Genomic DNA, 12,765 nt, shown 5'->3' on the forward strand with positions numbered 1-12,765 from the left:
TATTGAAGTTTTTTTTCAGAATTAAGTACGGCGTCGCAAAACGGCGCTTGCGTCAACTGGCCAGCATCGGATAGGTGAACAGGCCGAAGTGCAACAGGTTCAAGCCGAAATGCGTGGCGATCGCCGCGCCCAGTCCGCCGAAACGGTAGGCCAGACCATAGCCGACCCCGGCCAGTCCCGCCAGCAACACCCAGGTCCAGCCGGCGCCGGCATGCACCAGACCGAACAACAGTGAGGCCGACAGCAACGCGAGGTTGTCGCCATACGGCAAGTGCTTGAGACGACGGCTGAGTCCGCCCTGTATATAGCCGCGAAACAGCGCTTCCTCGACCAGCGTCACCAGCAGCAGATTGTTCAGCACCCAGAGCCAGGCCTGATCCGGCCACTTTGGCGCCCAGGCAATCACGCCGAGCAGCAGCGCACCGCCGAGGGCGAGAATCGCGCACAGCGTCAGGGCGAGGGCGGTGGCGTAGACCGTCAGTCGCAACGACCGCCGCGCAACAATCCACGGGCACACCAGCAGCAGCCAGAAACCCACCAGCGGTTTGTCGAGGTTGAGGTACATCGCGAACGGCACGGCGTTTTCAGTGAAACGTTGTGGATTGATCGCGCGGCCGTTGGCGAAACCCGGCAGCCAGTGCAGCGCCAGTGCCAGGGCCAGGACGACAAACAGGCCATGGCCGAGCCAGCGCGCGACCGGCACCTGTTGCTGGCGCACGGCGAACGCGGCGAACAGCAAAAGCCCCACGGAGATCAATGCCAGCCAACCGAGTTGGCCGTAGCTCAGGGCCAGTCCGTAACCGAGGCCGAGCAGCGCAAGATAGAGCCAGGGCAGCGCCTTCATCGAAAGTCCTTGTGCGAAATTCTGGAAGGGGCTTTCTACACGGGCGAGGGGGTGGGGACAAGTGAAGGGCAGCGAGAAAACCGCCGCTGATAATTTCACACCGACCTGTAGGAGCTGCCGAAGGCTGCGATCTTGAGGCTGTGGGACGCGGAGCGTCCCCGGCTGCATTCCCACGCAGAGCATGGGAACGATCAGACATCACGGCAAACCCCGGATCCCCTGTAGGAGTGAGCCTGCTCGCGATAGCGGTGTGTCATTCCCCGCAGATGTTGGCTGATCTACCGCTATCGCGAGCAGGCTCACTCCTACAAGGGTTTTGCATTTGGCGGGGAAATTAGTGCAGGTTCAGTCTGGCCGCCGCGCGCTCGGTAATCTCGGTACGCAGCTTGAACGAAGGCGCCGCGCGCAACCGTGCTTCGTCGACAACTGCACTCGGTGCCACGTCCGGGCTGCCGGCATTGAACGGCGGCGCCGGGGCGTATTCCAGCTGCAACTGCACCAGCTGCGCGGTATCCGCATCAACCAATTCAGCGGCCAATACCAAGGCAAAATCGATCCCGGCGGTGATCCCGCCACCGGTAAACAGATTGCCGTCGCGCACCACCCGATCCTTCACCGCAATCGCCCCCAGCTTCGGCAGCAACTCGTGATACGCCCAATGGGTGGTCGCGCGTTTGCCTTGCAGCAGACCCGCCGCGCCAAGTACCAGCGAGCCGGTGCACACCGAGGTCACATAACCTGCCTGGGCGGCCTGGCGCTTGATGAAATCCAGCGTCTGCTGGTCTTCCATCAACGGCCCGACGCCGCCACCGCCGGGCACGCAGATCACATCGAGATCCGGGCAGTCGTCGAAGGTCGTGGTCGGTTTCAGCAGCAGGCCGGTGCTGGACGTCACCGGCATCAGGTCCTTCCAGACCAGATGCACCTGCACGTCGGGCAGCGAGGCGAGCACGTCGTAAGGGCCGGTCAGGTCGAGTTGCTGAACCTGCGGGAATAACAGAAAACCGATCTGCAGCGTCATCGTTCTTGCTCCGTTGAAAGAAGTGGACGACTTCACTGTAGGCGCGTAGGTTCTGGCGCATACGCCAATCACCCCACGAATCACGCCAAATGTCCAAAGCCATTCACGTCCTCGCGTTTGCCAACATGCAGATTCTCGATATCACCGGGCCGTTGCAGGTGTTTGCCTCAGCCAATGATCTCGCCCGCCAGCGCGGGTTGCCGACGCCCTATGCGCCGAGCGTGATCGCCAGCGGTGGCGGGGCGGTGCTGTCGTCGGCGGGGTTGGCGGTGCTCGCCGAACCGTTGCCGCAAACGCCCAGCGACACATTGATCGTCGCCGGCGGCTGGGGCATTTATGCGGCATCGGAAGATCTGCAACTGGTCGACTGGGTGCGCGAACATGCGCACGGCTGCCGGCGCGTGGCTTCGGTGTGCACCGGGGCCTTTCTGCTCGCGGCCAGCGGCTGGCTCGACGGCCGCCGCGTGGTCACGCACTGGACCCGCTGCGAACAATTGGCCGAGCAACATCCGAATCTGCGTGTGGAAGCCAACCCGATTTTCATCAACGACGGCCCGGGGTGGACTTCCGCCGGGGTCACGGCGGGTATCGATCTGGCGCTGGCGATGGTCGAAGAAGACCTCGGTCGCGACATTGCCCTCGACGTGGCCCGGCATTTAGTGGTGTTCCTCAAACGCCCGGGCGGGCAGTCGCAATTCAGTGTGACGTTGTCGCTGCAACAACAGGGCAACCGCTTCGATGAACTGCACGCCTGGATCGCCGAGAACCTGACCTGTGATCTCGGCATCCCGACCCTCGCCGAACAGGCCGGCATGAGCGAACGCAGCTTCATCCGCCACTACCGCGCCGACACCGGCCAGACCCCGGCGCGGGCGATCGAATTGATCCGCGTCGAAACCGCCCGGCGACTGCTCAGCGATACCGGCCTGCCGGTCAAACGCATCGCCGCCAATTGCGGATTTGGCAGTGAAGAGACACTGCGGCGCAGTTTTCTGCGGGCTATTGGCGTGACGCCACAGGCGTATCGGGAGCGGTTTTCGGTCAGCGTTGCAGCAGATCCAATGTTTTAATGCGTTCTGGGCTCTATTGATGAAGATCGACCAATGACCTGACGCTAGCCAAACAACACTTTTTGCCAATGGTCTTCACTGATGATTGCTATCGGTGCGCCGCTGTCTCGAAGTTCGACGGCTTTTTTGATCTTGGTGCCATAGGTACTGTGAAGCCATTGCTCATTACCGATGCTGCCTACCACCAGATAATGAATTTTTTTGCTGACGCCGCCACCAATCAATCCCCCTCGCTCAGTCACGCGCAATTCGCATTCCTTGCGCGGCCCGTAAGCCATGACGCCGGTAAAAAGAAAGACGCGATCCGTCCAGCTCAAGGTTGGGACTGGATTATCGAAGGGGAGGGCATTTGGCGCTGTAAAGGTTTGGATTGACCCGACGGGCACCCCGGCAAACTGATGAAGCATTCCCAATAGCTCCACTGATTCATCCGAATCCAGCACGCCATCGCTGAGCATCTCCGCAAGGCGCTTGTAAAGGATGTTAACCACCGGATCGCTTAGATGAACCAGATGAGATTCAATCCATGTCTTGAGAAATTCTGCTTCTTGCTGGTTGATCTTGCCGTCGGCGGCAAGTCCCGCCGCGACACCAACCAAGGCATCCGCAGAGCGGCGATCAATACGCGCTTCGTGAAAGAAACCGCTGCTTTGAAACTCTTGGTGTAAATCGACCATCTCTGCCTCTCCTTAAGCCTCAACTTCCGCCACCTGATTGAAATACTTCGTCCGATCCGGCGTAAACGTCACCTTCATCTTCGTCCGCGAACACGTCAGCGCACGCTCCTGCGCCAGATCAATATCCAGATCCTCACCGCGCAGACCCTGCCACTGCGCCAGGTATTTCAGGGAGCCATATTTCTCGTTTTTCTTCAGGCTGCGACTGACGCCACCCTTCCAGCCAAGTACCGGCAATTCACCGGCCTGGCAGCGCTGGGCGAGTTCGGGAAAGCGTTCGGCGCGCTGGCGGCCGATTTCCCAGCATTTGATCAGGCCTTTGTCGGCGGCTTCCCAGAGCTGGGTGCGGCTCAGCCCGGTGCGAAGAGGGGAGTCGATGCTGCGCTGGACATGGTGAGGCATTCCGGTTCCTTGAATTCGGGGGTGGTTGGACAGCTCCGCTGTGCCCGTTGCGTTGGATGGTAGGTGTGGATGTAACGGCTGGCAACAAGGTATTTCGGCGTGTAAGCGTACGTTGCCGGGTAGGTCTGCGTAGGCTCTGTTTAACCAACACGGCAGCGGCCCACGCTTGAAACTGTGGCGAGGGAGCTTGCACCCGCTTGGCTGCGCAGCAGGCGCAAAGCCAGTGGCTGCGGGGGCTTTCAGTCAGTGGGCAGTCAAGTGACGGGTGCGCTTCGCGACCCGGCGGGAGCAAGCTCCCTCGCCACAGAGGCTGGGAGCAGTTGCCTGTTTGCGTGGCGTCAATTCCACAATTCGGCGTTGATCAGGGCTGTTTCCTACAGCCCCTGATGTCAATTACGGCTGCCAGGAACTCTTCTCGCCACTCAACTTGCGATCAAGAAAACTCGCTGCACTGATCAGCGCCAGATGCGTCAGCGCTTGCGGCGTGTTACCCAGATGGCGGCCATGGCTGTCGAACTCTTCGGCGTACAGCCCCAGCGGGTTGGCGTAACGCAGCAACTGCTCGAACTCCAGATGGGCTTTTTCCACCTGCCCGGCGCGCGCGAGGCATTCGACGTACCAGAACGAGCACGCAGCGAATGCGCCTTCGGTGCCGTTGAGGCCATCGATGTTGGCGTCTTCGTTGCGATAGCGATAGACCATGCCGTCGCGCACCAGGGTTTTTTCGATCGCTTCCAGAGTCGAGAGCCAGCGCGGGTCCTTGGCGCTGACGAAACGCACCAGCGGCATCAGCAGCATCGAGCCGTCCAGCGCGGTGCCGCCCTTGTACTGAACGAAATGCCCGCGTTCTTCATCCCAGAAGTTGTCCCAGATGTCGGTGTAGATCGCTTGCCGGGTCTGATCCCAACGGGCGAACGGCGCCGGCAGCGAACGCTTGGAAGCCAGACGGATCGCGCGGTCCAGGGCCACCCAGCACATCAGCCGCGAGTGCAGGAAATGATGGGTCTCACCGCGCATTTCCCAGATGCCGACATCCTCGGTCTGCCAGTTCTCACAGACCTGATCGACCACTTCGCCGACGTGCCGCCAGCCTTCATGGGAAATCGCGTCACCGTATTTGTTGACCAGGTACACGGCGTCCATCAGTTCGCCGAAGATGTCCAGCTGGACCTGCTCGTAGGCACCGTTGCCGATGCGCACCGGTCGCGCGCCGCCGTGGCCGGCCAGGTGCGTGAGTTCGGTTTCCGGCAACTCCTGCTGGCCGTCGATGGCATAGAGGATGTTGAGCTTCATCGGTTTGCCGCAGCAATCGCTGACCCGTCCGCGCAACCATTGCATGTAGTGGTTGGCCTCGTCGACGAAGCCCAGGCGCATGAACGCATAAACCGTGAACGACGCATCGCGAATCCACGTGTAGCGATAATCCCAGTTGCGCTCGCCCCCGGGGGTTTCCGGCAGGCCAAAGGTGGCGGCGGCGAGGATCGCACCCTGGCGACGGGAGGTCAGCAGTTTCAGGGCAAGGGCGGAGCGATTGACCATTTCCCGCCACCGGCCGCGATAGTTGGATTGGCCGATCCAGCCGCGCCAGTATTTCAATGTGCGCTCCATGCACAGCTCGGCAGCGCCCTCGGTGAAACGCGGATCATCAATGCCGCCGAGCATGAACGCGGCGGTTTCATTGTGCTTGAGGGTGAATTGCGCGACGGCTGCCTGTGCGTCGACCTGCAGGGTTTGATCTGAAGCCAGGCGTATCGACGGCTGGCCAGCGGCATGGAACGTTACGTCCTTTGCGTCCATCTCTGCCTGGGTTTCGGCGCGGCCGTAGTCATGGCGTACCGCACAACGCAGATTGAACGTCGCCGAGCCGCTGACTACTCGCACGCGGCGCATCAGCAGCGGCAGGGAATCGACATCGTCACCGATGGGCAGCAGATCGGTAATCTCCACCACGGCGTGTTCGCTCAGCCAACGGGTCTGCAAGACGTTGGTGTCGGGCAGATAAATCTGTTCCCGGCGTGCGTCCGGCAAGTCCGGCGCGAGCTGGAAAATGCCTGCTTCAGGGGTATCGAGCAGCGAGCAGAAAATTGTCGGGCTGTCGAACTCCGGCCAGCAGAAAAAATCCACGCTGCCCTTGTCGTTGACCAGCGCGGCGCTGCGCATGTCGCCGATGATGCCGTGAGCACCGATGGCGCTCTGTTGTTCCATTTCAGGCTCAGCCATTGCCACGAAACTCCGGATAGAGGCTCATCCCGCCATCAATGAACAGGGTGGTGCCGACGATGTAATCGGACAGGTCGGAAGCGAGGAAGACCACTGCATTGGCAACGTCCTCGACGTCACCAATGCGTCCGTAGGGGATCAGTTCGAGAAGCTTTTTGCCGGCTTCGCCAGCGGTGGCTTCAGCGTTGATCGCAGTGCTGATCGCACCGGGCGCGATGCTGTTGATGCGGATGCGCTGGTGGCTGACTTCCTGGGCGAGGCTCTGCATCAATTGATCGACGCCGCCTTTGGACGCCGCGTAGTTGACATGCCCGGCCCATGGAATGCGCTGGTGCACCGAGCTCATGTGAATGATCTTGCCCGCCGCGCGCGACACGCCTTCGCGCACGCCCTGACGCTGGAAAATCCGCAGCGCCGCACGTGCGCAGAGGAACTGCCCGGTGAGGTTGACGCCGATCACCGTGTTCCAGTCGTCGAGCGTCATGTCCACGGCGGCAGCGTCTTTTTGCAGGCCGGAATTGGCCACCAGAATGTCCAGCGAGCCGAACGCGTCGACGGTCTCTTTGAACAGCCGCTCGACCTCGTCCTCTTTCGAGACGTCGGCACCGATAGCCAGTGCTTTACCGCCCTTGGCGTTGATTTGCGCGGCCAGTTCTTCAGCGGGGCCGGCGCTGCTGTTGTAGTTGATCACGACCGCCGCGCCGGCCGCGGCGAGTGCTTTCGCGGCGCCATGGCCGATGCCGGAGCTGGCGCCGGTGACCAGTGCCACCTGATGAGCGAGGGAGATCTGCATGACGATTCACGCCTTGGTTCCAGAGACTTAAGTAGCTGACTGATGGCCGGCGGCGAGAGTTCATCTGCAACCATGAAAAGTTCGCGCGTCAGACCTGATAGCGGCCACTGCTGCGATGCCATTCGACGTTGCCAGCCAACCAGCTCTTGATTCCGCGCAGGTAGCGTTTGAGTCGCAGCGAGGCGTGCGGCAACAATGCTCGTTCTGCCGACTCATACAGATGCATGATTTCATCGTGAACGGCAGCACTTTTTGCCATCGCCTGAGCGGGCGAGCAGCCCTGTTCGCGGATCAGCAACAAGGGCAGGTTGAAATCGCCGATCCCCGCCTGCTGTTCCTTCAGCGCGGAAAACAGGTCATTGACAATCATCGTGGCGCTGGCGGCCAGCGTCGTGACGCGCCTCACCGCGGATGAACTGTAGACGTTGGCGGGCAATTCATACCCGCCAATGATGTCGATCAGCGCCAGGCACGGCAGGAAACTGTTGACCTGCCGTTGAGCCAGATATTCCCAGAGCGCGGGCGTGATTCCTTCGATACGCCAAGCCGCTTCGGCGGTCATGGTGACGAACATGGCAATGATTTCATGGCGCACGCGGGCAACCTGCGCCGCTGTCGCGAATGCCTCGACCCGCGCCAGCCAGGCACGCAGGGCGACCAACACCGGATCACTGTTCAATGCCTGCTCAAGCTCCGGGCGAAATCGTTCGCTCAAGTGAACCGGCTCCAGGGCTGCCAGCGCCAGAGAGAGGCGCGGCCCGACCATTCTCGGCTCAGACCCGATTCGCTCGTCGTCGCAATAGTAATCGTCCACGGCAAACAGCGCGGCGAAACATTGCGCCGCCAGCAACAGCCGATCGGGCTCATCGGTGTCGGTATGACACAGCATGGCGAAGCGCCCGAAAGCCATGGCGCGGACCTTGTCGTGCCGCCCCGGAAAAATCCCCACCTGCTCGATCCACGGCATCAGCCGATCATCCACCGCAGCCGCCAGCGCGGCGTCGTTGCGAAAGGGTGCCAGTCCATACAGGGCGGGCACGGCCCACGGCGCCTTTTCCGCTTCGGGTAAGACGAGCATTGACGATTCGTCCATGGCCAGGCTCCTGAGTGTGGTTGCAGGGTTCCAAGGTGATACGTGAAGATCAACGGCCTCATCAGAGCGCAAACGACAATGAAGCGCACCTGTCAGGTCTGACAGGTCAACGCGCATTTTCGACAAATGGTCATCGTCGTCAGTGCTGGAGAGATCAGCTGGCTTTCACACTCCACCAACAATTGCGCGCTTCCACGGCATCCAAGCCTATGGCAACTTGGCCGCCCCTGATGAGGCTGCAATCGATGGCAAACCCCTACCGCGAATTGTTCACCGCCCCCGGCGCCCGTGCTTTTGTAATGGCCGGGATGCTGGCGCGCATGCCGATTTCGATGACCGGCATCGGCCTGATCACCATGCTCGCGCAGTTGAACGGCGGCTATGCGCTGGCGGGCGCGGTGGCGGCGACGTTCGCCCTGGCCACGGCGTTTTGCGCGCCGCAGGTGTCACGGCTGGTTGACCGTTATGGGCAGGGGCGGGTGCTGCCAATCGCAGCGCTGACCGGTGGCGGCGGGTTGTTGATGCTGCTGCTGTGCACGCGTGTGCAGGCGCCGAACTGGACGTTGTTCGTGTTCGCCGCGCTGGCCGGTTGCATGCCGAGCATGTCGGCGATGGTGCGGGCGCGCTGGACCGAAATCTACCGGGGCCAGCCGCAGTTGCAGACGGCGTATGCGCTGGAATCGGTGCTCGACGAAGTGTGTTTTATCGTCGGGCCGCCGCTGTCGGTGGGCCTCTCGGTCGCAGTGTTTCCCGAGGCCGGGCCGTTGGCGGCGTTGTTGGCGCTGGCCATCGGCGTGACGGCGTTTGTCGCCCAGCGCAGCACCGAGCCGCCAGTGCACGCGCAGGAGTCGCAGCATCAGGGCTCGATCATTCGCTCGACCGATGTGCAATGGCTGCTGGCCTTGATGCTGGCGATGGGCGTGATCGTCGGAGTCATCGACGTGGTCAGCGTCGCCTTCGCCCAGCATCAGGGCCAGCCGGCAGCGGCGAGTATTGTCTTGTCGGTATACGCGATCGGCTCATGCCTGGCCGGCATCGCCTTTGGTGCGATGCGCTCGAAATTGCCGCTGCCGCGCCTGTTTCTCTACGGCGGGCTGGCGACGGCGGTGACCACGCTGCCGCTGCTTTTGGCGAGCAATATCCTCGGCTTGTCGCTTGCGGTATTCATCGCCGGCCTGTTCTTTTCGCCGACGCTGATCGTGGCGATGGCGCTGATCGAACGCATCGTGCCGCCGGCCAAACTCACCGAAGGCCTGACCTGGCTGGTGACCGGGCTGAGCATCGGCGTAGCAATCGGCGCCGCCGGTTCCGGCGCGCTGGTGGATGCGTTAGGCGCGCGCAGCGGGTTTTGGCTGGCAATCGCGGCGGGGGCGGTGGTGCTGGGCTCAGCGATCCAGAGTTACCGCCACCTCCGGGTAGGAGCGTAGGAGCTGACGAGTGCAACGAGGCTGCGATCTTTTGACTTTGACTTTGGATTTTGAAGATCAAGATCAAGATCAAAAGATCGCAGCCTCGTTGCACTCGTCAGCTCCTACGCTCCTACAGGAGATCGGGTTACCAGCCTCGTCCTGAGTTGACCCAGAAGTTGACGGATAGCGACGTCGACACCGACTCCACCTGATGAAACCACCCCTCGGGCAAAAACAGCAGATCCCCAGCCTCCAGCGTCACGCGCAAAAATGTCACCTCCCGCGCCGCCGGGAAACGCTCATAGTCCGGCGCGTCCGGGTTGAAATCGCAGCCATCCAGACCACCCTTGGGCGCGGTCGACCAGGTGCCCAGCGCCTCGCGATGATGCGGTGCGGCGAGGGTGAATTTTTTCTGCCCCCAGACCTGGGCGAACAGGTTGTCGGTGTCATCGCGATGCAGCGGCGTCAGCGTGCCCTTGGGGCCGATCCAGATGCGCGGCGGGATGAACAGCGAGGTGTCGAAGTAGGGCGGGTACTGGATCTGTTGCAGCAATTGCGCGGGCAGGATGTTGTTGCCCATGTACGCCGGCGGCTCGCCGTCCGCGCCCTTGACCGCCGGGCTGTCCAGCGAGGCGATGAATTCGGCCATCGAGGTCGAGCGGAAATCACGCTCGGTGGAGAAGGTCTTCTTCACGTAATCGCCATGGCGGGTGATGCCCTGCAGTTCGGCGAAATGCACCAGCGACTCTTCGCGGCTCAGGCTGAACAACGGCCAGTCGTGCAGGGCGTTGCTGATCACCAACGGAATGCCATTGGGCAGATAACGGGTTTCGAATTCATGTCGGCTCAATTCGGCGCGCGTGCGACGTTCGACGCTGGTCTGCCGAGGCAGTGCGGCAGTGAGCTTTTCACTGAAGCGCGGCGGGGTCGGGTAGCGCTTGTTCATGTCGACCTTTTCCACCGTGCCGCCTCCCTGGCGGGCGTGGTCGATGATCTGCGGCAGCATTGTCGCCAGGCCCATGTTGCCGCCGATCTTCAGCCGACCGCTGGCGAACAGTTCCTCGACATTGACCACCCCGGCCATGATCCCCAAAAAGTCCTTTTCTGCCACTTCGATGGTCACGTCCGGGCTTGGGTGGCGCCCGAGCTCCGTGCGTTGGCTGGTCTTGATGTCGTACCAGTACGCCTGTTGCGCACTGAAGATGAACTGGAAAACGCCCTCGATGCCGACCGCGCCGGCGTTGGCGAACAACTTGCCCAGAATGCTCTGCAGGTCCACGGTGATTCCCTCGCGATTGTTGTTTTTTTCCTGAACAGGCAACGAGCGGCCGGCGGGGGAATTTAGCGATCGGTGACTAATTTGTCCGGCCATTGATCCGTCTTTCTTGCAGACACATTTTTCAAGGAAAGCGCGGTGACCAAGCTGACATTGCTGTGCCTGCCCTATTCGGGTGCCAGCGCCATGGTTTACAGCCGCTGGCGGCGTCAACTGCCGACGTGGCTGCAATTGCAACCGGTGGAACTGCCGGGGCGTGGCGCGCGGTTCGACGAACCTCTGCAAACCGACATGCGCGCGTTGGCGCGGCAACTGGCGCGCGAACACAAACCGGGTCTGCAAGGCCCGTATGCGTTGTTCGGGCATAGCCTCGGCGCGTTGCTCGCTTGCGAACTGGCCCATGCCTTTCGCGAGCTCGGCGCGCCGGAGCCGCTGGCGCTGTTCGCCTCCGGCACCGCTGCGCCGACCATGCGTAGCGACTACGACCGCGGCTTTGCCGAGCCGCGCAGCGATGAGGAGCTCATCGAACAGCTGCGCACCTTTCAAGGTACCAGCGAAGAAATTCTCGCCAATCAGGAATTGATGAGCCTGACCCTGCCGGTGCTGCGCGCCGATTTCATGATGTGCGGGCGCTTCACGCCTGCCGAGCGGCCCTTGCTCAATTGCCCGGTGCACGTGCTCGGCGGCAAGGAAGACCGCGCCACCACTGAACAACTGATCGGCTGGAGCAAAGAGACCCTGGGCAGTTTCTCGGTGGACATGATGACCGGCGGGCATTTCTTCATTCATGAACATGAAGCGCGGGTCATTCGCACGATCAAGAGCCATCTGGAAGTGCATCACCGGCGCCTTGCGCAGGCCGCGCAACCGGCGTTCTGAAAAGCGACTCATCCATCACGCATAGTCAGGAGGCCAGTCATGGCTGTTGCTTTGGGATTTTCCGTTCGGCCATTGCTGCCGCAGCGCGGACGCTTGCCGCTGTTGATCGAGGCGAGCGATGCCGACACTGATCTGTTGGCGGTATTCGATGAATTGAAGGAGCTGGTCGACGAGCATCTGCTGCGCGACGGTGGTGTGTTGTTTCGCGGTTTCCGCCTCGATGGCGCCGAGCAGTTCCGCCAGTTCGCCGCGAGCTTCGGTCATCCGCTGCTGAACTACGAGTTCGGCTCGACCCCGCGTACCAACGTCACCCAAGGCGTGTACACGTCCACGGAATACCCGGCGCACCAGAGTATTCCGTTGCACAACGAACAGGCGTATTCCCGCGACTGGCCGATGAAAATCTGGTTCTACAGCATGATCGCGGCGAAGTCCGGCGGTGAGACGCCGATTGCCGACAGCCGTGAAGTCTACCGGCGCATTCCGGTGGCGATCCGTGAGCGCTTCGTCAGCAAAGGCCTGATGTACGTGCGCAACTTCGGCAACGGCCTCGACGTCGCCTGGGAAGACGTGTTCAACACCGAAGACCGCGAGGTCGTCGAGGCCTACTGCAAGGCCCACGGCATTGTCTGTGAATGGAAGGACGACGGCGAGCTGCGCACGCGGCAGACCTGTCAGGCGGTGGCGGTGCACCCGGTAACGGGCGATCACGTCTGGTTCAATCAGGCGCACCTGTTTCACATCTCCAACCTGCAAGCGGAAGTGCGCGAAAGCCTGCTCGACATCGTCGACGAAGAAGACCTGCCTCGTAACGTCTACTACGGCGATGGTTCGCCGATCGAAGACGAAGTGCTGGCGCAGATTCGCGCGGTGCTCGATGACTGTGCGATCAGTTTTCCGTGGCAGGAGGGCGATGTGCTGATGCTCGATAACATGTTGTCCGCGCATGCTCGCTCACCGTTCGAAGGGCCGCGCAAAGTGATTGTGGCGATGGCCGAGGGGCATTCGCAGGACGCGCGCTGAGCAGATCGCAACGCTTCAATTTGAATGCCGAAGCCGGGCCTGTACCGGGCTTCGGCAT

At 61.7% G+C, this 12,765-nt stretch carries 12 protein-coding genes; 4 read left to right on the top strand and 8 right to left on the bottom strand.

All coding sequences use genetic code 11. The features are described from left to right. Positions 1-52: 52 nt before the first annotated feature. Both AEQ63_RS14225 and inhA read right to left on the bottom strand, forming a co-directional pair. A complete protein-coding gene (locus AEQ63_RS14225; protein WP_042608405.1) occupies positions 53-844 on the bottom strand; it encodes a CPBP family intramembrane glutamic endopeptidase in 792 nt (263 codons plus the stop codon). A gap of 334 nt (positions 845-1,178) precedes the next feature. Beyond that, the gene (gene inhA, locus AEQ63_RS14230; RefSeq protein WP_064363883.1) at positions 1,179-1,865 is read right to left on the bottom strand and encodes an isonitrile hydratase; all 687 of its coding nucleotides are present in this window, start codon (positions 1,863-1,865) and stop codon (positions 1,179-1,181) included. A gap of 89 nt (positions 1,866-1,954) precedes the next feature. On the opposite strand from inhA, the gene AEQ63_RS14235 reads away from it, so the two are divergent. Further along, positions 1,955-2,935: a GlxA family transcriptional regulator gene (locus AEQ63_RS14235; RefSeq protein WP_064363884.1), complete on the top strand. Its 981-nt coding sequence runs from the start codon at positions 1,955-1,957 to the stop codon at positions 2,933-2,935. Positions 2,936-2,979: 44 nt separating this feature from the next. Here AEQ63_RS14235 and AEQ63_RS14240 read toward each other — a convergent pair whose 3' ends face one another. From AEQ63_RS14240 to AEQ63_RS14260, 5 genes are all read right to left on the bottom strand, one after another. Next, positions 2,980-3,612, bottom strand: coding sequence for a BRCT domain-containing protein (locus tag AEQ63_RS14240; protein ID WP_064363885.1), 633 nt, complete (start codon positions 3,610-3,612; stop codon positions 2,980-2,982). Between the two features lie 12 nt (positions 3,613-3,624). Beyond that, entirely contained in the window at positions 3,625-4,014 is a 390-nt protein-coding gene (locus AEQ63_RS14245; protein WP_064363886.1) for a hypothetical protein, read from the bottom strand. A gap of 393 nt (positions 4,015-4,407) precedes the next feature. Continuing rightward, the gene (locus AEQ63_RS14250; RefSeq protein ID WP_064363887.1) at positions 4,408-6,234 is read right to left on the bottom strand and encodes a glycoside hydrolase family 15 protein; all 1,827 of its coding nucleotides are present in this window, start codon (positions 6,232-6,234) and stop codon (positions 4,408-4,410) included. Beyond that, positions 6,227-7,027, bottom strand: a complete 801-nt coding sequence (locus tag AEQ63_RS14255) for a glucose 1-dehydrogenase (protein ID WP_064363888.1) — start codon at positions 7,025-7,027, stop codon at positions 6,227-6,229. Before AEQ63_RS14255 ends, AEQ63_RS14250 begins: the two co-directional genes overlap by 8 nt. An 88-nt stretch (positions 7,028-7,115) precedes the next feature. Further along, positions 7,116-8,237, bottom strand: a complete 1,122-nt coding sequence (locus tag AEQ63_RS14260; RefSeq protein WP_236705267.1) for a family 2 encapsulin nanocompartment cargo protein terpene cyclase — start codon at positions 8,235-8,237, stop codon at positions 7,116-7,118. 128 nt (positions 8,238-8,365) lie between these two features. Here AEQ63_RS14260 and AEQ63_RS14265 point away from each other — a divergent pair, with 128 nt between their 5' ends. Further along, entirely contained in the window at positions 8,366-9,547 is a 1,182-nt protein-coding gene (locus AEQ63_RS14265) for an MFS transporter (RefSeq protein ID WP_064363890.1), read from the top strand. Positions 9,548-9,674: 127 nt separating this feature from the next. Here AEQ63_RS14265 and AEQ63_RS14270 read toward each other — a convergent pair whose 3' ends face one another. Further along, positions 9,675-10,808 (bottom strand): cupin-like domain-containing protein, encoded by a 1,134-nt coding sequence (locus tag AEQ63_RS14270; protein ID WP_064363891.1) that lies wholly within the window; start codon positions 10,806-10,808, stop codon positions 9,675-9,677. Between the two features lie 135 nt (positions 10,809-10,943). On the opposite strand from AEQ63_RS14270, the gene AEQ63_RS14275 reads away from it, so the two are divergent. Together AEQ63_RS14275 and AEQ63_RS14280 are read left to right on the top strand one after the other, a co-directional pair. After that, complete coding sequence (locus tag AEQ63_RS14275; protein WP_042608396.1) at positions 10,944-11,684, top strand: thioesterase II family protein; 741 nt, start codon at positions 10,944-10,946, stop codon at positions 11,682-11,684. Between the two features lie 39 nt (positions 11,685-11,723). Then, positions 11,724-12,707, top strand: a complete 984-nt coding sequence (locus tag AEQ63_RS14280) for a TauD/TfdA family dioxygenase (RefSeq protein ID WP_064363892.1) — start codon at positions 11,724-11,726, stop codon at positions 12,705-12,707. The last annotated feature ends 58 nt before the right edge of the window (positions 12,708-12,765 follow it).

This window comes from Pseudomonas sp. RIT-PI-o, from assembly GCF_001297215.1.
GTDB lineage: Bacteria > Pseudomonadota > Gammaproteobacteria > Pseudomonadales > Pseudomonadaceae > Aquipseudomonas > Aquipseudomonas moraviensis_A.